Annotated in this window: 18 protein-coding genes; 2 read left to right on the top strand and 16 right to left on the bottom strand. The window is 39.5% G+C overall.

The window, feature by feature from the left end; genetic code table 11:
* Nucleotides 1-4: 4 nt before the first annotated feature.
* The 15 genes from C7B89_RS06340 to C7B89_RS06410 form a co-directional block, all read right to left on the bottom strand.
* On the bottom strand, nucleotides 5-1,426 hold the full coding sequence (locus C7B89_RS06340) for an aldehyde dehydrogenase family protein (RefSeq protein WP_115673340.1): 1,422 nt from the start codon (nucleotides 1,424-1,426) through the stop codon (nucleotides 5-7).
* A gap of 100 nt (nucleotides 1,427-1,526) precedes the next feature.
* Entirely contained in the window at nucleotides 1,527-2,528 is a 1,002-nt protein-coding gene (locus C7B89_RS06345; protein WP_231595618.1) for a LacI family DNA-binding transcriptional regulator, read from the bottom strand.
* A 72-nt stretch (nucleotides 2,529-2,600) separates the two neighbouring features.
* Complete coding sequence (locus C7B89_RS06350) at nucleotides 2,601-3,821, bottom strand: RtcB family protein (protein ID WP_054550473.1); 1,221 nt, start codon at nucleotides 3,819-3,821, stop codon at nucleotides 2,601-2,603.
* Nucleotides 3,822-3,925: 104 nt separating this feature from the next.
* The gene (locus tag C7B89_RS06355) at nucleotides 3,926-5,776 is read right to left on the bottom strand and encodes a dynamin family protein (protein ID WP_048392390.1); all 1,851 of its coding nucleotides are present in this window, start codon (nucleotides 5,774-5,776) and stop codon (nucleotides 3,926-3,928) included.
* 256 nt (nucleotides 5,777-6,032) lie between these two features.
* The gene (rbsK, locus tag C7B89_RS06360) at nucleotides 6,033-6,917 is read right to left on the bottom strand and encodes a ribokinase (protein ID WP_115673341.1); all 885 of its coding nucleotides are present in this window, start codon (nucleotides 6,915-6,917) and stop codon (nucleotides 6,033-6,035) included.
* Between the two features lie 408 nt (nucleotides 6,918-7,325).
* Nucleotides 7,326-7,916, bottom strand: coding sequence for a 3-isopropylmalate dehydratase small subunit (gene leuD / locus C7B89_RS06365; protein WP_048392388.1), 591 nt, complete (start codon nucleotides 7,914-7,916; stop codon nucleotides 7,326-7,328).
* A gap of 33 nt (nucleotides 7,917-7,949) precedes the next feature.
* Complete coding sequence (gene leuC, locus C7B89_RS06370) at nucleotides 7,950-9,359, bottom strand: 3-isopropylmalate dehydratase large subunit (RefSeq protein WP_048392387.1); 1,410 nt, start codon at nucleotides 9,357-9,359, stop codon at nucleotides 7,950-7,952.
* 17 nt (nucleotides 9,360-9,376) lie between these two features.
* Nucleotides 9,377-10,477 (bottom strand): 3-isopropylmalate dehydrogenase, encoded by a 1,101-nt coding sequence (gene leuB, locus C7B89_RS06375; protein ID WP_004231422.1) that lies wholly within the window; start codon nucleotides 10,475-10,477, stop codon nucleotides 9,377-9,379.
* Between the two features lie 184 nt (nucleotides 10,478-10,661).
* Nucleotides 10,662-12,197: a 2-isopropylmalate synthase gene (locus tag C7B89_RS06380; RefSeq protein ID WP_048392386.1), complete on the bottom strand. Its 1,536-nt coding sequence runs from the start codon at nucleotides 12,195-12,197 to the stop codon at nucleotides 10,662-10,664.
* Nucleotides 12,184-13,218: a ketol-acid reductoisomerase gene (gene ilvC / locus C7B89_RS06385; protein ID WP_016991908.1), complete on the bottom strand. Its 1,035-nt coding sequence runs from the start codon at nucleotides 13,216-13,218 to the stop codon at nucleotides 12,184-12,186. The genes C7B89_RS06380 and ilvC overlap by 14 nt, the downstream gene beginning before the upstream one ends.
* A gap of 86 nt (nucleotides 13,219-13,304) precedes the next feature.
* Nucleotides 13,305-13,820 carry an acetolactate synthase small subunit gene (gene ilvN / locus C7B89_RS06390; RefSeq protein WP_016991907.1) on the bottom strand — a complete coding sequence of 172 codons (516 nt, stop codon included), beginning with the start codon at nucleotides 13,818-13,820 and terminating at the stop codon, nucleotides 13,305-13,307.
* On the bottom strand, nucleotides 13,817-15,583 hold the full coding sequence (gene ilvB, locus C7B89_RS06395; RefSeq protein WP_054550476.1) for a biosynthetic-type acetolactate synthase large subunit: 1,767 nt from the start codon (nucleotides 15,581-15,583) through the stop codon (nucleotides 13,817-13,819). The genes ilvN and ilvB overlap by 4 nt, the downstream gene beginning before the upstream one ends.
* A 485-nt stretch (nucleotides 15,584-16,068) precedes the next feature.
* Nucleotides 16,069-17,739 carry a dihydroxy-acid dehydratase gene (gene ilvD / locus C7B89_RS06400; protein ID WP_004231412.1) on the bottom strand — a complete coding sequence of 557 codons (1,671 nt, stop codon included), beginning with the start codon at nucleotides 17,737-17,739 and terminating at the stop codon, nucleotides 16,069-16,071.
* Nucleotides 17,740-18,109: 370 nt separating this feature from the next.
* Nucleotides 18,110-19,432, bottom strand: a complete 1,323-nt coding sequence (locus C7B89_RS06405; protein WP_115673342.1) for a D-arabinono-1,4-lactone oxidase — start codon at nucleotides 19,430-19,432, stop codon at nucleotides 18,110-18,112.
* Entirely contained in the window at nucleotides 19,420-20,595 is a 1,176-nt protein-coding gene (locus C7B89_RS06410; RefSeq protein WP_115673343.1) for an amino acid deaminase/aldolase, read from the bottom strand. Before C7B89_RS06410 ends, C7B89_RS06405 begins: the two co-directional genes overlap by 13 nt.
* Before the next feature lie 803 nt (nucleotides 20,596-21,398).
* Between C7B89_RS06410 and C7B89_RS06415 the strand changes: the two genes are divergently transcribed.
* A complete protein-coding gene (locus C7B89_RS06415) occupies nucleotides 21,399-21,656 on the top strand; it encodes a GlsB/YeaQ/YmgE family stress response membrane protein (RefSeq protein ID WP_004231402.1) in 258 nt (85 codons plus the stop codon).
* A gap of 35 nt (nucleotides 21,657-21,691) precedes the next feature.
* Here the strand turns inward: C7B89_RS06415 and C7B89_RS06420 are convergent, their stop codons facing one another.
* Nucleotides 21,692-22,390 carry a lytic transglycosylase domain-containing protein gene (locus C7B89_RS06420; protein ID WP_016995260.1) on the bottom strand — a complete coding sequence of 233 codons (699 nt, stop codon included), beginning with the start codon at nucleotides 22,388-22,390 and terminating at the stop codon, nucleotides 21,692-21,694.
* A 204-nt stretch (nucleotides 22,391-22,594) separates the two neighbouring features.
* On the opposite strand from C7B89_RS06420, the gene mscL reads away from it, so the two are divergent.
* Nucleotides 22,595-22,984 carry a large conductance mechanosensitive channel protein MscL gene (gene mscL, locus C7B89_RS06425; protein ID WP_009370295.1) on the top strand — a complete coding sequence of 130 codons (390 nt, stop codon included), beginning with the start codon at nucleotides 22,595-22,597 and terminating at the stop codon, nucleotides 22,982-22,984.
* The last annotated feature ends 436 nt before the right edge of the window (nucleotides 22,985-23,420 follow it).

Raw genomic sequence — 23,420 nt, forward strand, 5'->3', positions numbered from 1 at the left:
TTAGTTATTGGTTATTCCAAATTACTAGCTTCATTTCCGTCATTTCTTCTAACGCATATTTAATGCCTTCACGGCCTGTGCCGCTTTCCTTTACACCACCATATGGCATGTGATCTACTCGATAAGTAGGTACATCATTAATGATGACTCCACCAACGTGCAATGCTTTTGTAGCCTGAAAAGCTGTCTGAATAGAAGGAGTGAAGATGCCTGCCTGTAGGCCATAGTGAGAATTATTGATAGCCGCTATCCCTTCATCAATGGTGGATACCGTATTAACGATAACAACAGGTGCAAAAATTTCTTCACAGGATACACGACTCTGTGGCTGAACATTATATAAAACAGTGGGCAATAAAATATGATTGTCAATGTGACCACCTGTAATTACTTGTGCCCCTTCAGCTACTGCCTCTTTAATCCATTGATAAGCACGCTGTTGTTCAGCTTGTGAAATCATCATAGCAAGATCTGTTTGATTATCCATTGGATCACCAATTGTAAGCTGCTCTATTTTTTCCTTCAGCCGAATTAAAAATTCCTCCACCATACTTTCCATGACATAGATACGTTGTAAAGAAATACAGACTTGACCTTGGTTGGAAAAGGCCCCCATCACAATGCGATCCATAATACGCTCTAGCTGTACCCCTTCATCGATAATTACGCCTGCATTGGAACCTAATTCTAAGGTTACTTTCTTCAAGCCTGCACGATTGCGTAGAGAAATCCCTACCGCTGGACTTCCTGTAAACGTTATCATCTTAACATTTGGATGTGCTAAAAATGCATCGCCTACTAATTTACCTTGTCCAGTTACAAGATTAAAGGCACCTGCTGGTAAATTTGTTTGCGCCAATAATTTTGCCAAAAAATGGGCGGATAGCGCTGTTTGTGTGGCAGGTTTCAATACAATCGTATTGCCTGCAGCTAATGCTGGCCCAACTTTGTGTGCTACTAGATTTTGCGGAAAGTTAAATGGTGTAATCGCTGCCACAACACCGATTGGCTCTCTTAATGTATAAGCAAAGCGCCCCTCTCCATTTTTTGATGCATCCATTGGAACCATTTCACCAGTAAGTCGCTTTGCTTCTTCTGCCGCAAATTTATAGGTTTCAACTGTGCGATCAATTTCAGCGTAAGCATACTTTAACGGTTTGGCTGATTCCATTGCAATGATACTTGCTGCTTCATCTCTATTTTCTGCAAAAAGGGTGGATAACTGCTCTAAAATCTCTGCTCGTTGAAAAGCAGTTAATGCAGCCATTTGAGGAGCTGCAGCATGCGCACTTTCAATGGCCTCCTGTACATCTTTTTCAGTGGCCATCGCAAAGTGTGCCAATACCTCTTGTGAATAGGGAGATTGGATCTCCATCCATTCAGCAGTCATCTTCCATTCTCCATTAATCCATAAGCCCTTTTTCAATCATAATTCACTCCTTTCTTTTTATGGTTACGTATTCATTTCAGAAAATAAAGAAATGAATACGTAACCATTTTGGTGTAAAAAATAAACTGATGGTCTATCAGTTTATTTTACACGTTGTATTTCTTGGGAAAATCTTAACAGACTCTGTTTGTCTAATGCAAGTACTTTTTTTCTCCATTACCTCAAATAATTTTTCGATAGCAATAAAACCTAAGTTCTCTTCTGATGTTAAACCTACAGTTGTTAAGGCAATAGAGTGATGTTTACTAAGCTCTACATTATCAATACCAATGATATTAAAATCTCTCGGAACCTGAAAACCTCTCTCTAAACAAAGATTCAATATTTCAATGGCAATGGCATCCGTAGCAGCACAAATAGCTGTTGGTCTTTTTTCGAGTTGTAAAAGCTCTGCAAACGCACGTTCAATATCCATTTTATTGGTGTTCGTTAAAAAAGTAGGCACTAATTTTGCATCTAGCCCATAATCCTGTAAAGCTTGTTCAAATCCCAGATAGCGTCCATAGAAGGTACTCATTTGATGTGGACCCCCTATCCAACATAAAGAGTCATGCCCTAATGATAGGACATGCTTGGTCGCAAGGTAACCTGCTTGAACATTATCAATTTCTACAAAATGTCTATTCTCTTTATGCTTACGGTTAAACATAATAAATGGAATAGCTAGTTTTTCTAGTTTATAAAATAAATCATCTTGATACAACATAGAAGACAATATAATTGCGTCTGCTTTCGTTTCTAAAACGGCATTGTAGATTGAATTAAGATTATCCTCTGTGCCAAAATAGACATTAACTTTATAGCCACGTGCATTAACATAATTCACGATGGCTGTAGTTGTATCAACAAAAAAAGGGTTGTGTAAGGGCCCCGAAATCAATGTAATAATACCTGTTTTTTTCTGAACAAGCGATCTTGCTATATCATTTGGCACATAGTTTAGTTCCTCTATCGCCTGCATTACTTTTTCAATTGTTTTTGGCTTTACAAGCTCTGGTGTATTCAATACTCTAGATACAGTTGTTTGTGAGACACCAGCATGCTTCGCCACATCTTTTGAAGATACCAAAAAAACCACCCATTTCATCATTGTGAAGCTATATTATATCATCTATAGAATACTGATTATAGTGATGATTCCTTCTCTACCTTAACGCTTTCGCTCATATGGCTTTGCAGCTTCACTCGCTTTAAAGTTATAAACAGGTTTAATAACTTTGACAATATCTACAGTTTCCCTAATCGCAGAAGTAATTTCTGTCATTGGCTTATAGGCCATTGGTGCCTCATCCAATGTTTCTTCATTGACTGATGTTGTCCAAATTCCCTGCATCGTATCTTTAAAATCGGCCATATTCAAAGCTTTTTTCGCTGCGCGTCGTGAAAACATGCGTCCTGCTCCATGGGGGGCTGAATAATTCCATTCCGCATTGCCTTTCCCTATACAAATCAGAGATCCATCCCGCATATTCATTGGAATAACTAGCTTTTCATCTTTATTTGCACGAACAGCCCCTTTGCGAAGCGTCATCGTTTCTGTATCGATATAGTTATGAATCGTATCAAACGTATCTGTAAAATGCCAATCCATCTGTTTAGCAATGGTTTCTGCAATGGTCCAACGATTCATCCGTGCAAATTGCTGTGCAATCTTCATATCATGGATATAATCATGGAAAGCTTCCCCCTCTAAATATGACAAGTCTTTCGGAACGAACGGTGTTTGTTCTTTATAGGCTTGTATCATGGATTGAATCTCTTGTTGTCGTCCTTGCTGTTTCATTGCTTCTATTTTTTCTGTCAAATCTTCTCGACGTAAATTTTCATAAGCTCTTTTTTGATGCCAATTAGCAACCTTTGCCCCTACATAGCGTGACCCCGTATGGATGAGCAAATAGTGCTGATCATCTTCATCTTTGGCAAGCTCAATAAAATGGTTGCCTCCCCCAAGTGTACCTAATGACAAGTTCGTATAGTCGTCTTTCAAGCCGCTTGCTCGAAATTGTTTACCTTCAAACTCTACAAAATGTCGGCTTGGCGATACTTCTTTATGAATATCCTGCCCACTTGGTACATATGTGCGAATGATGGCATCGAGTTGAGCAAAATCAACTGTTGTTACGTCAAGTTGTGCTACAAATACACCACACCCCACATCAATGCCGACAAGATTGGGTACAACACGGTCTTGCAATTGGATGGTCGTGCCAATGACACATCCTTTACCCGCATGATAATCTGGCATAATACGTACTTTAGTGCCTGCCATAAAAGCCTGGTCTGTTAATTCTTGAATCTGATCAACAGCTGTTTGTAATGCTGTTTGCGCAAAGATTTTTGCATTCGTGAAGCGTCCATTTATTTCAATCAAGTGTATCCCTCCTTACTACTTATACGTAAAACTGGAATGATTTGTTTCATATCATAAAGAAAACGTTCTAAAAGCATGCTACTTTTAGAACGTTTGGTGAAAACCTAATCTTCATATTGTACAACTAATTTTTTAGGTATTTCGGGTATATCATTTGATTTTACATCTTCTTCCCTTAAGTCAAGCATTTGCAGGGGATATTTTTCTTGCACCTCAAAAGGTATTGCAATACTTTCCATTTTATTATTCATTTGACTTCTTGCGAGTAAGCCATTGTTTGATAAATCAATGGCTAAAATAGCCTGCACAGTTTCCTCAAGCATGGCAATATCCTTCGATTTCAACGGCATTTGCTCATTCATTAAAAATGGTTGAAGATGCTCTTTTATATAACCCTGTGCTTCGATTAAGCAAGAAAATTCATTTAATTTTTCAGCATAGCGCTTTAACTGACGCTTATCTTTTGCACGCTGTTGATTTAGTTTCTGTACCTTTTGTTCAATACGGCTCATGCGTACTTTCACTAAATCAATCAAAAAAGGCTGTGTATCTCGAATCGCCTGTAGCATTGAAACCTCTGCTTGTTGTACCTTGGCATATTGGGCGACACAAACCTCTTGCTGCTCATTGAGTTTTTGAACACGCTCTTTGAAAAATTCATTTTGCGTATGTTGGCCAAAGAAAGCTTTCATAAGACCTTTACCATGAATTTTTTTATGTTGTGCATCTAAACGCTCATATTCGCGTAAATACTCACTGTGCATGTTGCGGTATTCACGCAACATTTGTTGATAGTGCACAGCAATTTCAGTAAATTCTTCCACCTTGGAATCGTGTAAATAATCATGTTGCGCTATCGTTTGTAATAGCTGATACAGTGTTTGAACCTGTTTAAACGTGTTCGCTACCTGTTCATATTCTTGCTCATATTCTTTGACAATTGCTAAGTCACGTTGATAGCGAGAATATTCATATTGGGTATCGCCTGCATATTTTTCTATATTCTCTACAGCAGATTGAAATGGATCTCGTTGTGGAATTACAGTTAATTCGAAGCGGAATCGTTCAAGCCATTGTAAGAAGCGAATTAGGATGGCATATGTTTTTTTATCACTATTTTCAGCCACACGATGAATGTGAGCAATTAATTGATCATACTGACTTTTTTGCCAAAGCTCATGACTGTCTGTTTGTTTGGCTACTAGTGCATTAATTGCTGAAATCCCTATAAAATCACTCATCAAATGACCAATACGTTGTTGTTCAGAGTCCATAAATGCTGTAGCATGTTCCTCATCATCGATGCCGTTGATGACACATAAAGGTTCAACACCTTTATTCTTTAACGTTTCAATCAAGAGAAGTTCAGCATCCATTGCCATTGAACCAGCGCGTAACACCCAGAAAATTTCATCAACACGGTTCATAAGCGCCTCTGAAAAATAAGCCATTTCTCCTCCGCCTGCTTCTAATGACACAGAATCAATTATTGTCACGGATTTTAATAAATCATTTTTCAAATAGACTTCTAGATAATCTAAGTGTTCACGTAAAATCTGGGAAGCAAACGTATCGCCAGTTGTTAGTAGCTCTAATTTACTGAGATCAAATACAGCGACAACACCATCTAAAAAATAAGCTTTAATCTCTTCTTGCTCGCCGTAGCGTATAAACGTATTTACACTTGTTGGATGCTGATCATCTACCGATAATATTTCGCGTCCTAGAAGTCCATTCACAAGTGTTGTTTTGCCCACCCGCTCTTTTCCAACTATTAAAATCATCGTCTGGTTATTGGCATCTTGAATGATTCGATTTAAATGTTTTGCTGTATCTTTCACATATGTATTTTGGACGATGATGCCATACAAGTGTCGTAGTTGGTCAACAAATTGGGGCAAAATATTATTCGCTGAGGTTGTATTTTCGATTGGCGTATTGTCAATGTTCGTCATCCTCAAAACCTCTTTTCGTATGTATCTATAAGACCATTATAAATGAAACTATGGCTTTTCTAATACATGGATTGATGAAAAGAGGACAATATACTTATACGTTTATACGACAAATAGGAATTCATCCTTACACCTATTTCCTGTCTGCTTCATATATGATTGCTACACAGACTAAAGGGAATAGTCCCAGCTATGAGTTTAGAAGTATTAGGCTTGGAGATTTCTCTCCAAGGTTGCTGAATAGCTGACCTTTGTCCTATTCCTCCAAACCAGCCATACGTGCATAAACAGCTCCAAGTAATGGCATTCCACCTTGGGCACCTAGTTTCTCTACAGATAAGGAAGCAGCGATATTAGCAAAATATACAGCCTCATCCAACGATTGCCCTTCTACTAAAGCATAGGCTAAAGCACCATTAAAGGTATCACCTGCGCCCGTTGTATCCACGACTGTTGTCATATAACCTGGAACATGAATTGGATAGGAGCCATCGAAATAACGTGCACCATCACTTCCTAGCGTCACGATTAATTTATTAGGATATTTTTCTAAAACTTGTTCCACAGGCTCGTTAAAAATTTCAGCACATTCTGTCTCGTTAGGTGTTAAATAGGTAATATCGTCCATCCACTGCACATCAAAATTGGCTGCTGGAGCAGGGTTTAACAGTACCGGAACACCCGCTTCTTTACATAAATGAATGGCATGGGCTGTCGTCTCTTTAGGGATTTCAAGCTGTATAATTACCAAGTGACTTTTTTGTATCAACTCTTTTGAAGCTTCAAGATGGGATATGCTTAGGTCATAATTAGCTCCAGGTACGACAACAATTCGATTATCGTTATTGTAAATAAGTATATTAGCAATGCCTGTAGGAGCAGTGGTGCTTTTTACAATGGCGTTTGTCTGAATCTGCTCTTGCTGTAAAGCAGCATGTAATGTCTCACCAAAATGATCATTCCCTAAACAGCCAACCATCGCCACCTCGCTGCCAAGACGAGCTGCGGCAACTGCTTGATTAGCCCCTTTTCCTCCTGGAACTGTTTGAAACGAGTTACCTAGAATGGTTTCCCCCTGCTTTGGAAAAGCATTCATTTGTACAACTAAATCCATATTTAAACTTCCTATAACTGTAATCATGGAATTCCACCTTTCATCTTTTGATCAAATAAAAAACAACTGAAATGAGTAGTATCATTTCAGTAGCTTAACAATATAAAAATTCGTATAAACTAAAAACCTATCGACTGTTTTAGGGATGCCCTAAATTCTTTCACTTACTGTAAATCGATACGAGCTTCTTTTACTCGTTAAATGAAAACGATCTAGTCACTCAGGCTATCTTCCTGTTATGCGAAGCAATGCTTGAGATGACGCTTTCAAAAACTGGCTGGATTTGTCCTTTAATATACAAATATTTTTATAATGATAACATAGTGCCACCTTCGCATTTGATGTTTCCTTTATTATAAATAATTTCATATAGGAAATGCACTACAAACACAAAAAAACTGAAGACAACATAAAACTTGTCTTCAGTCATATCAATTAATAGGCTACTCGCTTCGCCTCATATGCGGCAATGTGGTCCTCATATTTAAAGGTTAAGGCGATTTCATCCCAGCCATTCAGTAACGTTTCTTTATAGTATGGGTCAATTGTAAAATGATAGACTGTACCATCTTCCCCTGTTACGGTTTGCTCTGCAAGATTTACTTCCATACTATAGGGCTTTGCTAAGCCTTTTGCTAAAATAGCATCACATTCCGATTCTGTTAGCTTAATCGGTAAGATACCGTTTTTGAAGCAGTTATTATGGAAAATATCTGCAAAAGAAGGTGCAATCACAACGTTAAAACCGTAATCTAAAATTGCCCATGGTGCATGTTCACGAGAGGAGCCACAGCCGAAATTATCTTGCGCCACTAGAATTTTAGATTCTTTAAATTCAGGTTTATTTAATACAAAGTCAGCTATTTCATTCCCTTGTGCATCGAAACGCCAATGGTAAAATAAAAACTGTCCAAAACCTGTGCGCTCAATACGTTTTAGAAATTCTTTTGAAATAATTTGATCGGTATCAACATTTTTTCGATCAAGTGGTGTGATGACACTATTTACGATATTAATTGGTTCCATTTTTCAATCATCCCTTCCCGAGTAAAGCAAGACTTACACTGTTTCCTTCACAAATTCACGTACATCGACGAAGTGACCTGCAATCGCAGCGGCTGCTGCCATTGGTGGTGACACTAAATGTGTACGAGCTCCAGCGCCCTGACGTCCTTCAAAGTTGCGGTTTGAGGTAGAGGCACAGCGTTCTCCAGCTGGTACGACGTCATCATTCATCGCAAGACACATCGAGCAACCAGATTCTCGCCATTCAAAGCCTGCATCCATAAATATTTTATCTAAACCTTCTGCCTCTGCTTGTTTTTTCGTTGTATGTGAGCCTGGGACAACGATGGCTGTGACCTTGTCATGCACCTTACGCCCTTTGATGACATCAGCAGCTGCACGCAAATCACTAATGCGTGAGTTTGTACAGGAGCCAATGAAGACATGCTGGATGTCAATGGATGTTAATGGCTGGCCTTCCTCTAAGCCCATATAGGCAAGTGCTTTTTGAAGTGCCGCCTTGTCTGATTCATCCTCATAATCTGCTTGTGTTGGAACATGCCCAGAAACACCAGTACCCATCGATGGGTTTGTTCCCCACGTAATGATTGGTTCAATTTCTTCAGCTTTTATAATACGAACCGTATCGTACGTTGCATCTTCGTCTGAAGCAAGACTTAACCAGTAAGCGGCTGCTTCTTCCAATTTTTCTCCCTGCGGTGCATATTTGCGTCCACGAATATAATCGACTGTTGTTTGGTCAGGTGAGATAAGCCCTGCTTTTGCGCCTGCCTCAATTGACATATTACAAATCGTCATGCGTTCTTCCATAGATAGTTTGTGGATAGCCTCTCCAGTGAATTCCACAATATGTCCTGTACCAACACCTATTCCGAACTTGGCAATGATGGCTAGAATAATATCCTTTGCCGCTACCCCAACTGGTAGCTCCCCTTCAACACGAATCTCCATCGTTTTCGGCTTATTTTGCCATAATGTTTGCGTCGATAATACATGCTCCACCTCTGATGTCCCAATACCAAATGCAATGGCCCCGAAGGCACCGTGAGTCGATGTATGAGAATCGCCACAAACAATGGTTTTACCAGGCTGTGTTAATCCAAGCTCTGGCCCAATCACATGGACAATCCCTTGGTCAGGGTGACCCATGCCTGCTAACTCAACGCCAAATTCCTCAGCATTTTTAGCTAATGTTTCGATTTGATTGCGCGCAATGGGATCATGGATAGTTGGTAAATTTTTTGTTGGTACGTTATGATCCATTGTCGCAAAGCTTAAATCAGGACGACGCACTTTACGTCCGTTCATGCGTAACCCTTCAAAAGCTTGCGGAGATGTTACTTCATGAATTAAATGAAGATCAATATATAACAGGTCCGGTTTGCCCTCTTCCTGATAAACAACATGTTTATCCCAAATCTTTTCAATTATATTTTTACCCATTGTCTTCACCTATTTCTTTAAATATATGTTGTCATAATACTTTGTGATACAAAGCTAGTATCAATTTCGTTAATTACCTTATCTGTCCATTCATTAGTTGATAAAATACGACTGCCGTCACGAGCAAGATCTGCTGTAAAGTAGCCATCATCAAATACTGCACTTACCGCGCGTTCAATTTCTGCTGCTTCTTCTTTTAAGCCAAATGAATATTGCAGCATCATCGCTACGGATAATATGGTTGCAGCAGGATTTGCTACACCTTGCCCTGCAATTTCTGGTGCGGAGCCATGTACTGGTTCATATAAGCCAAAATTATCACCACGAATGGATGCGGATGGTAAAACACCTAGAGAACCAGTAATAACAGATGCTTCATCACTTAAAATATCACCAAACATATTTTCAGTAACGACTACATCATAGTGTCCAGGATTTGTAATAAGTTTCATTGCGACAGAGTCTACTAGGTTATGTTCTACGATTACATCTGGATACTCTTTTTTCTTTGCTTCTACAACTTCACGCCATAAGCGACTTGTTTCAAGCACATTCGCCTTGTCAACAGAGCATAATTTGCCACCACGTAAACGTGCTAGTTCAAAGGCATTCTCAACGATACGCTCTACCTCTGCTTTAGAGTAAACCGTTGTATCAATTGCGCCATTTTCAGTACGCATACGTGGTTCCCCGAAGTATACGCCGCCTGTTAGTTCACGTACAATCATTAAATCAACGTTCTCAGCCACTTCACGCTTTAATGGTGAAGCATCTAGTAAACTCGGGAACGCCTTTACTGGACGTAGATTGGCAAATAAATCGAAGTGTTTCCGAATTCGCAGTAACCCTTTTTCTGGGCGCAATTCAGGAGGGTTTTGATCCCACTTTGGACCACCTACAGCTCCTAATAAAATCGCATCACTATTTTCACACATCTCGATTGTTTCATCAGGTAATGGATTATTGTGCTGGTCAATCGCAGCACCACCAATTGTTGCATATCCTAAATGAAATGTATGATTAAATCGTTTACCAATCACCTGTAATACACGTACAGCAGAAGCAACAACCTCTGGCCCAATTCCATCACCGGGAAGTACTGTAATTTTTCTCTCCATCGTCAAAACACCTTTCTTTGTATAGCGTATTCGCTAATTTAGTAAAGACGCTCACCTACCTTTTATCGAGGTGAGCGTAGTCATTACGTCTAAGCGTAATTTTTGGTTAATTGATACAATACGCCATGACATCATTGCATCCGACTTGTGAATGGTACTTCATACAATTCACTACCTCAGAAACCTATACAGGATGTGCGCGAAGGCTTGCTTGAATTAAATGACGGTTAATAGCATTTAAATAAGCTTTTGCCGATGCTTCTAAAACATCTTGAGAGGAATTACGGCCTGTAGTCGAAACCTCATCATAGCGAATATTAATAACCGCTTCACCCAGTGCATCTCGTCCTTTGCCAACCGAAGTCACACGGTAATCAATGACATGTACAGCTCCAGGTACAAGTTGCTCCAGTGTATTAAAAATTGCTTCTACTGAACCAGAGCCAGTAGCTACAACGGTTTTTTCTAGTCCCTCAGGTGTAAGCACAATGGCTGTAGCTGTAGGAATATTTTCAGTACCATATTGCACCTGCACCATTTTCAACTCAAAGAGTGGTACATCTTCTACTTGAACTTGTTGCTCAGTAAGAAGAGTAAGTAAATCTTCCTCTGTAATTTCTTTTTTACGATCAGCCAATTTTTTAAATTCCACAAATGCTTTGTTCAACTTTTCATCAGAAAGATGGAAGCCCATTGTTTCCGCACGATCACGGAAGGCTGCACGACCAGAATGTTTCCCGAGAACTAATGGAATCTCACCTTCGCCGATTAAAGCAGGTGAAATAATTTCATAGGTTTCTGGATTTTTTAAGACACCGTCTTGATGGATGCCCGATTCGTGTGCAAATGCATTTCTTCCTACAATCGCTTTATTTGGCTGAATCACAACATTTGTCAATTTACTGACTAATTGAGACGTACGTTTAATTTCTTGCAACTGAATGCCCGTTTGCACCTGATAAATATCCTTGCGAATATGAAGTGCTACAGCAATTTCCTCGAGTGCCACATTTCCTGCGCGTTCGCCGATACCATTGATCGTTCCTTCGACTTGTGCAGCACCATTTTCTATTGCGGCAATCGTGTTAGCTGTTGCCATCCCTAAATCATCATGACAATGGGCAGAGAATTTCACTTTGTCAGCACCTTTGACATTTTCCAGTAGGAACTTAAATAATGCACCATATTCTTGCGGGGATGCATATCCTACAGTGTCTGGAACATTAATCGTTGTTGCACCAGCAGCAACCACTTCGTTCATAATTCGCACTAAAAATTCACGATCAGAGCGGAATGCATCCTCGGCAGACCATTGTACAAGTGGGAAGTACTTTTTAGCGTATTTAACAGCCTCTACCGCTTGCTCCACCACTTGCTCAGGGGATTTTTTTAATTTGTATTCCATATGAATAGGTGATGTGGCTAGAAAAATGTGAATATGTGGCTGTTGTGCTACTTTTATCGCTTCCCATGTAGCATCAATATCCTTTTGGATACAGCGAGCTAGCCCCGTCACAATGGAATTTTTTACTGTACCTGCAATGCGATGGACTGCATCAAAGTCACCGGGTGACGAAGCAGGAAATCCTGCTTCTATAATTGTCACACCAAGGCGCTCTAATTGTTTGGCAATTTCAATCTTCTCGGCTGTGTTTAAGTTGATCCCAGCAGATTGTTCACCATCGCGAAGCGTAGTATCGAAAATATCAATTTTTCGCACTTGTCGCCACTTCTCTCACAACTTTTTCTTTACCTTCGTTGATGAATGGCATCATAGCACGTAGTTTTGCGCCTACTTCTTCGATTTGATGGTTCGCACCAGCTTCTTTGAATTTTGTATATTCTGGACGACCATTTTCATTTTCTTGAATCCAACGACGAGCAAATGTACCATCTTGGATATCTGTTAATACGTCTTTCATACGAGCTTTTACAGACTCATCGATAATGCGTGGTCCTGCAACATAATCTCCCCACTCTGCTGTATCTGAAACTGAGTAGCGCATTGTTGCCATACCGCCCTCAAACATTAGGTCAACAATTAATTTAAGCTCATGTAGTGTTTCAAAGTAGGCTAATTCTGGTTGATAACCAGCTTCTACTAATGTTTCGAATCCTGCTCTTACTAGCTGTGTTGCACCACCACAAAGTACCGCTTGTTCACCGAATAAATCTGTCTCTGTTTCTTCTTTGAATGTTGTTTCAAGAAGCCCACCACGTGCAGCACCGATTCCTTTACCATACGCAAGCGCTAAATCTTTTGCTTGGCCTGTAGCATCTTGGTGAATAGCGAATAGTCCTGGTACCCCAGCACCTTCTTGGAATTGACGACGAACTAGATGTCCTGGTCCTTTTGGTGCTACTAAAAATACGTCAACGTCTGCTGGTGGTGTAATTTGACCGAAATGGATATTGAAGCCGTGTGCAAACATCAATGCTTTACCAGCTTGTAAATGTGGCGCAATTTCCGCTTCATAAACTGCTTTTTGGCGCTCATCTGGTAGTAGAATTTGGATAACATCTGCTTCTTGTGCTGCTTCAGCCACTGTTTTCACGTCAATACCATCTGCTTTTGCCGCATCGAAGGATCCACCTGGACGAACCCCTACTACCACGTCAAAACCTGATTCTTTAAGGTTTAAAGCATGTGCATGACCTTGTGAACCGTAACCGATAATTGCGATTTTCTTTCCTTTTAATACGTCCTCGTTGATATTTTGCTCATAGTACATTGTAGCCATTGTTAATTTCCTCCTAGAATATGTTTTGTTTTTTATAGCTTTAGATACTTGCTCTGTCTATAAAGCTATTCATTTTTATATGCAAACTATTTTAAAATAGAGAGCTGCGGGTTTGAGACTTTTTGTGTTTCACGAACGGAGGCAGTTGCCCCTGTACGTGTAAGTTCTTTAATGCCATATGGTCGAATGAGTTCGATAAAGGCATCAATCTTCTCTGGATGCCCTACTACTTGATACGTCACAACATTTTTGGCTGTATCAATAATTTGGGCGCGGAACGGTTCAACAATTGAATTCATTTCCAAACGTAAATTTGGTGGGGAAATCACCTTTACTAGTGCTAGCTCTCGCAGAACAATCGATTTATCGGTAATGTCATTGACCTTTAACACATCAATTTGCTTGGATAGCTGTTTCACTAGCTGCTCAATTTTGCGTTCGTCCTCTATGTTGACAACGAAGGTCATCTTTGAAAAATTCGGTTGCTCCGTATGACCTACTGTAATCGATTCAATATTGAACTGACGCTTCATCAATAAACCTGTCAAACGGTTTAATACACCACTTTGGTTAATCACAGTTACGGTAATTACTCGCTTCAATTTTTTTTCACCCCAATCATTTCATGTAAGCCTGTGCCAGGTGCTACCATTGGGTAAACACATTCAAGCTGTTTCACTCGACAGTCAATTAATACTGGCTCATCAGACAACAGTGCCTCACGGAAAATAGACTCTGCTTCATCGATTGTGTTAATACGATAACCTTTAATGTTATAAGCATCAGCTAACTTAACAAAATCTGGTTGGATCGGCATAAGTGATGATGAATAGCGCTCTTCATAGAATGTTTGTTGCCATTGACGTACCATGCCAAGACAGCTATTATTCAAAATCACTATTTTTACTGGTAAGTTAAATTCCTGTAAGATGGATAGCTCCTGTGCCGTCATTTGGAATCCTGCATCTCCTACAATCGAAATAACTTTTTTGTCTGGCTTCGCAAATTGGGCGCCAATTGCGGCCGGGAAGCCGAAGCCCATCGTACCAAGTCCACCAGACGTTACCCATGAATGATCATTATTTAAATGATAATATTGTGCTGCCCACATTTGATGCTGCCCAACATCTGTCGTCACAATGGCATTACCTTCAGTTACCTTGTGCACTAATTGCAATGCCTCTTGTGGTAGGATTTCTTGCGTATTTGTATCCTTGCAATACCATAATGGATATTCCATCGCATGATTCCTTAAATAAGCTAACCAATCGGCTGTATCAGGACCTTGGAAATCCTTTTTCAATAGTGCTTTTAAAGCCTCCTTGGCATCAGCAACAATTGGAATATCTGTCGGTACATTTTTGCCAATTTCAGCAGGATCAATATCGATATGGATAATCGTTGCATTTGGTGCAAATGTAGCTAGATTACCTGTTAGACGATCATCAAATCGTGCCCCAATATTGAGTAATAAATCCGATTTTGTAATCGCTGTATTTGCTGTAGCTGTACCATGCATCCCAGCCATCCCAAGGAATAAGTCATGTTCACCATGGATGGAGCCCAATCCTAGCAATGTGTTCGTTACTGGAATACGATATTTTTCTGCGAAAGTCGTTAATTCCTCACGTGCATCCGCAAAAAGAACACCTGCACCCGCTAAGATGATTGGGTTTTTTGCCAATGAAATGGCTTGAATCGCCTTTTGGACTTGTAGATAATTTGGTTTATATGTTGGCTGATAGCCTGGTAAATAAATTTCATCAGGTGCTTGCGGTGGATTCTCTACATCAAACAACATTTGGGAAACGTTTTTTGGGAAATCCACGACAACTGGTCCCTTACGACCTGTGCTAGCGATATGGAAAGCTTCCTTCACAATGCGGGGAATATCATTGACATCCTGCACCTGATAGTTGTGCTTTGTAATCGGTGTTGTAATCCCCATAATATCGGCTTCTTGGAAAGCATCTGTTCCGATCACAGATGTCGCAACCTGTCCTGTAAAAACAACCAATGGAATAGAGTCGATCATGGCATCCGCAATACCTGTTACAAGGTTTGTTGCACCAGGTCCACTTGTGGCAATAACAACGCCCGTTTTACCTGAAACACGAGCATAGCCTTCCGCCGCATGAATAGCACCCTGTTCATGTCTTGTTAAAATATGGCGAATTGGGTTTTTATACATCGCATCATAAATTTGTAATACGGCTCCTCCTGGATAGCCAAAGACAATTTCAACCCCTTGATCGTGCAATGCCTGCACTAATACATCTGCACCGTCCTTCGCTTGATAGGTTTGTTCAGCTGTTGCTGTTGTAGCTAATTGTTCTTGTTCATTGATTGAAACATTCGCACTCATCAAATTATGCCTCCTTCATTTCTTTCAAACTCACACATCAGTGTTGTAGATTAGTGAAGTGTCAATAGCTGGATTGACTATTCCTCTCATCCTTTTCGTTGAGAGGCTGTTCAATTGCATCGTGAAAATAATAAAAAGCCTTTTTCTCCACACGCAAAGAACTACCTTACGTAGGGATGAAAAAGACTTTCCATGGTACCACCCTTTTTTATAGCAAATAATTGCTACCTCGCGAATAAATGACAGCATTTATGCACCAATGCGAAAGACATCGCATCCAATATAGTGCCATAAAACATTTATTCATTAATAACGAGCACTTTCGACTATGCCCGGAGCTATCTAATGGTGTAAACACGTTTAATAGCCCACTCCGAGGGGATGTCGGATCTAGTTGTATCGCCGGCTTCCAGCACGACCGGCTCTCTGGTAGATACAAGGCTCTAGAACCTTTAACCTCATCAACGTTTTTATTTATCTAGTTGTTAAATTTTCATTACGCCTCCAGTGGAAGCGCTCGTCACTAATTTTGAATATCTTGCTAACCAACCACGTTTGATTTTTGGCTCAAAGACTGGTAATTTTGCACGACGTTCAGCTAAAACTTCATCTGAAACTTGTAAATTAATCGTACGATTTGGTAGATCAATTTCGATAATATCTCCGTTTTCTACTAAAGCGATTGGACCGCCTTCAGCAGCTTCTGGTGAAATATGGCCAATTGAAATACCACGAGATGCACCTGAGAAACGACCATCTGTAATTAATGCAACCTTTGTACCAAGGCCTCGACCTTGAATGGCAGATGTTGGTGCAAGCATTTCTGGCATCCCTGGGCCACCCTTAGGTCCTTCATAGCGAATGACGACTACATGGCCCTCTTTCACCGTTCCATTATCAATGTTTTCTTGTGCTGCTTCTTGTGAATCAAAGACAATTGCCTCGCCCTTGAATACTTTGATAGAAGGATCAACGGCCCCTACTTTAATAACAGAGCCATCTGGTGCGATGTTACCGAATAAAACGGATAATCCACCTACAGCACTATACGGATTGTCTTTTGTTCGAATGACTTGATCATTCGTGATGTGATAATCTTTGACAAGCTCACCCATTGTAACGCCTGCTACGGTTGGACGGTCTGGATGAATAGCACCTGGAATAGATGTTAATTCATTAATAATGGCACTTACTCCACCCGCTTTATTAATATCATCCATTGAAATATCTGAAGCAGGCATGATTTTTGCTAAATAAGGCACTCTTTCCGCTACTTTATTAATATCTTCAATGTTGTAATCTATTTCGGCTTCATTGGCAATTGCTAATGTATGAAGAACTGTATTTGTGGAGCCCCCCATTGCCATATCAAGAGCAAAAGCATCATCAATTGCCTCTTTTGTAATAATATCGCGAGGTTTAACGTCTTCCTTGACCATGCGAATTAATTGCTTAGCTGCTTCTTTAATCAGCTTGTGACGCTCTTCAGAAGTGGCAACGATTGTACCATTTCCAGGTAAAGCAACACCAAGCATTTCCATTAAGCAGTTCATGGAATTTGCTGTAAACATGCCTGAGCATGAACCACACGTCGGACAAGCATTATTCTCAATATCCAACAGCTCTTCCGCAGACATTTTTCCTGATTTGTGTGCTCCTACACCTTCAAACACAGATGTTAAGGAAAGCTGTTTCCCTGCTGCAGAAGTTCCTGCCTCCATTGGACCACCTGAAACAAAGATAGATGGTACATTCGTACGAACTGCTGCCATAAGCATTCCTGGTGTAATTTTGTCACAGTTTGGAATATAAAATACGCCATCAAACCAATGTGCATTAATAACTGTTTCAGCAGAGTCTGCTATAATTTCACGACTTGGTAAGGAATAACGCATACCAATATGCCCCATTGCAATACCATCATCGACACCAATTGTATTAAATTCGAATGGAATACCACCCGCTTCAATAATAGCTTCTTTCACTACATCAGCGAACGTACGTAAATGAACGTGACCTGGTATTATGTCGATATAAGAGTTACAAACCCCAATAAATGGTTTGCCTAGATCTTTTGCTTTTACTTTGCCTGTTGCATATAAAAGACTTCGATGTGGCGCTCGATCTACGCCTACTTTAATCATGTCACTTCTCATTTTAAACGCCCCTCATTGCTATCCATACTATGTTCGTTGCTATAGACAAAATGTTCTGTCTTTTTAATTTTTGTTTATAGAGTAATAGCCTCTTAGACGACTACTGCTGTAACGAACGTGTTAAATTGTTGTTATCATAGTACGAAAAAAAGGTCTCGTCAACACTATTTTTTGAATTGTTTAAACAATTCAAAAAATCTGTCAAAATTGAAATCGTTTACATGCTGATTAAGCATCAGTTTTATCTCGCTTTGATAAAAATTTTGACATTTCGTTCAAATTTTAATTTTTTAATAATAAACAAAAATGGATAAATAAAAAATTTCCATATATTTGAATAAGCTAAGTTATCCAATCCTAGAGATAACGCTTACAATAGAAACAACTTTTTTAAGTATCCTGTAAAAAATATTTGTTCAGGATCGTATTGGTGTCGAATGCTTAAAAACTTTTCAATCTCTGGATACAACGCATAGACCGTTTGCGCTGTTAAATGATGTTGTTTTCCCCAGTGAGGACGACCTTCATATTTTTGCATCAATGTATGCACCCATTTAAAATAAGGCTCTTCTGCCATTCCCTTATACATATGAAAGGCTATAAAAGCAGACTCACGCCCTTGTGTTGGACTTAAAAAACCTGCTTCGCCTGCAGTTGTTCGACACTCTAAAGGAAAATGAACATTAAAAGTCCCTTTTTTAAAGGTTGCATGGATTTCCTCCAAACAAGCTTCAAACTGTGATAAAGGGATGGCATATTCACTCTCTTGAAACTTCACGCTACGAGGTGAGGGATAAATTTCATAGCTTATCCCTACTTTTTCACTTTCTACCACATTGGCAGCCGCTATCTTGCTCATGGCACCACTTAAACCTGGTTTCCACTTACAAAGCTCTGACATCGCAAAGAAAGCCCCGTTTTCTACTATTTGTAGCTTTAACGTTTCTATTTTTTTATTCCATTCACTTTGAAAAACAGGCGCGACCGCATTCATCCGTTTTACTTGAATTGTTTCACTACCAGGGAAATAAAACCACTCCACATGACGATGTTGACGAATATCCTCCGCAAATAACGAGAGACCATTTGTCAATGTTTCTCTTGCCCCCACATAATGCAAACCATATAGTGGTACGACCTTAATCGTTACTTTGACCAGAACACCTAGCATCCCAAGAGATACATGCAGCGCTTCAGATAAATCATCCATACCTCTCCTATGTTCCTGATAAGTACCAGTACCGTCTACAAATCCCCATGCCTGGACAGCTGACGATAGAGAACCAAGTGTAACCCCTGTGCCATGTGTGCCAGTTGACACTGCCCCTGCAATGGTTTGCTCCTGTATATCGCCCATATTGATTAACGCAAAACCGTGTTTCGCTAGCATTGGTCCAATTTCATATAGGTAGGTCCCCGCCCATAATGTTGCCTCCTGCCTTTCCACATTCACAGCGATTAATCCACGCAGATTATGTAAGGAAATTGCTATATGCTCAGGCATAGCCACAGCGCTAAAAGAATGAGCAGCACCTGTGACACGGATTGTCTTTCCTGATTGACACGCATGCTTCACAATTGCTGAAACTTCATCAATAGAGTGTGGTAAATACATTTCACTCGGATAGGAAATAACATTACCAGCCCAGTTTGTCCACTTTTCACCATTTCGCCATTTTTCTATAGAAAACATTGTCCATCCCCCCTATATGTTGTGTAATGTCCTGCATACTTGTCCCCGCGAATAGCATGCAGGACCTGAAAACGCTCACAAAGCTCTCCAGCCTTCGCATGTCGAAAATAAATGGTATCGCCAATATTGATACTCTTCCCTTTGACCTTAATAGGTGTTTGCACTTCCCCTGCGCCTTCTAGGCTAAGATATGCAAAAGTGGTAGGGTCATAGAATACAGGCAAACGATCCATCCCAATGGCTCCAGAAGCCGTATAGCCTCCCCCATGACAAACAACGATATTTTTTTCAGGCATTCTTGTTACACGTAAGGCAAATCCAGCAGCCTTTTCTAGCTGTAAATGTGTAAATTGATCGAACAATGCTGGTGCATAAAAAGCCGAGCCAACTGTAATTTCCGTTACTTCCTTCTGTTGATTGGTGTACGTCATACTTCCTGATCCTCCACCATTAACAAAGCGTAGATTTGGAAAATAAGCCTTGATATGGGCGATCGCTAATCGACGAAACTGCGTTACTTGCTTTTTGGCTTGTACTTGCATGGCTTCTATGACTCTACCTTTTAAAGCATTTGCAGGACGATTGCCAACCCCTGCTATTTGAGCCTCATAGCCCATCGCTCCTACCACTTCAATTACAGGGGTGTTTTGAATGGTTTGTAAAAAAGGTGTCAACGTTTCAAGAGAAGACAATGACGAACGTTTTGTTCCAAAATACAATACTTTAAAATCATTAGAAACATTAAGATCAATGCAAACCTGTACACGTACGCCAATCTCTTGTCCTAATTTCGCCAATAGTTGGATATGTTCTGGTCTGTCTACCATAAAGGTGACGATTTTTCCTTCCTTTACAAAATGCAACAATCGACGAATCGTTGCTTCCTCCATTACTGGATAGCCAAGCAATAAGTCATCAAACTGCTGCTCTATTAAAAAAAGGGTCTCTGCTGCAGTAAATGTCATAAACCCCACAACATTCACAAGTTTTTTTTGTATATAACGAAGGACCTCAATAGAACGAATCGATTTTGTTGCAATACGAATTTGTTTTCCCCCACAAGCATCTTGAACCATTTGTATATTTTTATCTAGTGCATCTAAATCTAACCATGCAAATGGTCTTTCCAAATCACAAAATGCTTGATCCAATCTTGACGTCATTTCATCACTCCCTTGTATAAACTATGTATTTGACATTTAGCAGAATAATTCCTTTTTTCAGTTAATTAAGCAAAATAAAACAACCGTGAGCCTGTTTTACAATAAGACTACACGGTTGTTTTAATATGAGATAAACATTTCATTCACCTTTCTATTAAATTGGTTACGATGCGTATAAGAAATCAGCTGCAAGATTTAGCATTACTAATAAATGCAAACCAGCAATTAAAAAGCCTTGACGATTTAGACGTTTCATAACAGCCATATTCATATGACCACGCTCCTTTTCTACATTATAATCCCTTTATACAGAATTTTCAAACTATTAAAAAGTGGAAATTTACCCATTTTTCTTTTTCTACACAAAAAACTCTCCCAAAGAAATAAGGAATCGCACATAGAATTGACATTCTGTTTCAATAAAAAATAATGTATTTTTTCACGAATGAAAAGGTTATTGTAGTAAATAATTTAGTTAAATGGCTGTTTTTTATTGTTACTGGCGATTGGGCGTTGCATGCATTTCTGGTACGAATTGAATACATGAACATACTATAGAAGTAAGCGATAATCGGTGTATGTACAATATAGAAGTAATTGTAGTTAATGTGGACATTTTCACGGTAGTTTATGCAGTTGGATTAGCTATAAAGTGAGCACAGCAAAGGAGCTGCATTCACTTGTCTACAGCCTTATTTACAACATGTAATAATTACTAAACAAAATCACAGTGTTTAATCTACTCCATTCAGGGTATAACTAAGTAATCGCCATTATATCTTAAATTTAAGGAGATGAAAGTAATGATTAGTTTCATTTGGTATTTAATTATTGGAGGAATTCTTGGATGGCTAGCTGGCGTCATTTTAGGTAAAGATGTACCAGGCGGCATCATCGGGAATATTATTGCAGGGATTGTCGGTTCTTGGATTGGTAGTATGGTTTTAGGGAACTGGGGCTGGAGAGTAAGTGATTTCTACGTGTTCCCAGCACTAATCGGTGCCATCGTGTTGATCTTTATCGTCAGCCTTATTTTAAAAGGTATGCGTAAAGCAACTTAAATATGTAATGAAGAGCCATCCAATGTGATGGCTCTTTATTTTTTTTCATGTAAGAGAACAGCTGCTTGGAGTTCATCGTGAAAATCATCATACAACTGGTAGTAATATAACACATCCTCAACATATTTCTCGCTATGGTTGTATTGATAAACAGCTTTCTTAATATTCCCTGTCGCAGCACCGTATTTGGATAAGTAATTCGCAGCACTAAATACTGCATCCTCAATATCATAGGGATCAGCTATTCCATCCCCATTTGCGTCAACGCCATATCCTCCATATTTAGCAATCGTCTCAGGACTCATCAATTCAGTTTTTGTGATGCTTCCTTTTCCCAAACCTGAGCATGTGGGATGCTGCCAGCCTACGAATGTACAGGGCATGAATTGCATATGCCCCTCTGCCCCAGCAGATGATACCATTGATTTTACCGTAGAAAACCGTGTTTCAATACGATGATGCGCAGCAAGTAATGTCCAGGGTACACCATATTTTTCTTCTGCAGCTACATAAACGGGAATGTATTGCTCAGGAATTTTCATATCGAAATGCTGTTGAATCTCCTCAATTGCCTTTTGCTGGACAAGCTTTTCGAATATCGGTAATGTTTGAAGCTCCTTCCAAGCAAAAAATGTGAGAACATACACGGTAATTGCAATTGGAATCAATAATGCTATCATACCCAATTTTGTCGCGGGTGATAACAGAGGTTTGTTATTCTTTTTCTTTGCCATACGTCACACCTAATCTAGTATTCTTTTTCTATATTACCAAATTTTCCGTAATGTGCAGTATATCTTTTCATTTTGAAAGAATGAAGTCTTCCACATCTATGAAAGTACATCATTTCCACCATGAAAGCAGTTGAAAGGTTTGCTAAAAATATAGTAAAATACAGATTGATTCGTTTATTGGATAATAATAGGGAGGAATTTATTTTGTGGAAAGACTTTAAAGAATTTGCGATGAAAGGCAATATTGTCGATCTAGCAGTAGCAGTAGTCATTGGTGGTGCTTTCGGTAAAATTGTTACCTCCTTAGTTGAAAATATCATCATGCCATTAGTCGGTGTTTTAACAGGTGGTATTGATTTAACAAAGAGTTTTGTTTTTGGCTCAGGTGAAGCCCAAATCAATTTTGGTGTATTTCTACAATCCATCATTGATTTTTTAATCATAGCATTTGCCATTTTTATGGCCTTACGAATTATGACAAAGCTCACACGTAAAAAAGAAGAAGCAGTCGTGGAAGAACCAGCACCTGAACTCGATGCCAAAGAAGAGCTTCTCAAAGAAATTCGCGACTTGCTAAAAAAAGAACAAGCCTAACATGTTGTTAAAGCATCTGTCTCTCATTTAAAGGAGGCAGATGTTTTTATTTTGTTTCCTTTACTTGTATTCTAACCGCTACTTCAAACCTATCCCTTACTTTGTCTGCTCTATCCACCACTTTTCGCGTTGTATCCGCTACTTTTTACGTTCTATCCGCTACTTTTTACGTTCTATCCGCTACTTCAAAACCTATCCCTCACTTTGTCCACTCTATCCCTCATTTTTTACGTTTTATCCGCTACTTTTCACGTTCTAACCGCTACTTCAAAACCTATCCCCCACTTTGTCCGCTCTATCCCTCATTTTTTACGTTGTATCCGCTACTTTCTATCTTGTATCCGTAACTTGAAACTATCCTCTCTTTAGCTCTATCTTTATCCTGGAATCTCCTACTATTCCTAGGTGATTAACTATAAATAATCTAGCTAATTTT

This window comes from Lysinibacillus capsici, assembly GCF_003367505.1.
GTDB lineage: Bacteria > Bacillota > Bacilli > Bacillales_A > Planococcaceae > Lysinibacillus > Lysinibacillus capsici.

Coding starts and splice junctions, on each gene's coding strand:
- ilvC (WP_016991908.1), bottom strand. CDS start 13,218: ATGGCTACAATGTACTATGAGCAAAATATCAACGAGGACGTATTAAAA.
- ilvB (WP_054550476.1), bottom strand. CDS start 15,583: ATGAGTGCGAATGTTTCAATCAATGAACAAGAACAATTAGCTACAACA.
- C7B89_RS06410 (WP_115673343.1), bottom strand. CDS start 20,595: ATGACGTCAAGATTGGATCAAGCATTTTGTGATTTGGAAAGACCATTT.
- rbsK (WP_115673341.1), bottom strand. CDS start 6,917: ATGATTACAGTTATAGGAAGTTTAAATATGGATTTAGTTGTACAAATG.
- C7B89_RS06355 (WP_048392390.1), bottom strand. CDS start 5,776: ATGACGAACATTGACAATACGCCAATCGAAAATACAACCTCAGCGAAT.
- leuB (WP_004231422.1), bottom strand. CDS start 10,477: ATGGAGAGAAAAATTACAGTACTTCCCGGTGATGGAATTGGGCCAGAG.
- leuD (WP_048392388.1), bottom strand. CDS start 7,916: ATGGAACCAATTAATATCGTAAATAGTGTCATCACACCACTTGATCGA.
- C7B89_RS06415 (WP_004231402.1), top strand. CDS start 21,399: ATGATTAGTTTCATTTGGTATTTAATTATTGGAGGAATTCTTGGATGG.
- C7B89_RS06420 (WP_016995260.1), bottom strand. CDS start 22,390: ATGGCAAAGAAAAAGAATAACAAACCTCTGTTATCACCCGCGACAAAA.
- C7B89_RS06405 (WP_115673342.1), bottom strand. CDS start 19,432: ATGTTTTCTATAGAAAAATGGCGAAATGGTGAAAAGTGGACAAACTGG.
- leuC (WP_048392387.1), bottom strand. CDS start 9,359: ATGGGTAAAAATATAATTGAAAAGATTTGGGATAAACATGTTGTTTAT.
- ilvD (WP_004231412.1), bottom strand. CDS start 17,739: ATGAGAAGTGACATGATTAAAGTAGGCGTAGATCGAGCGCCACATCGA.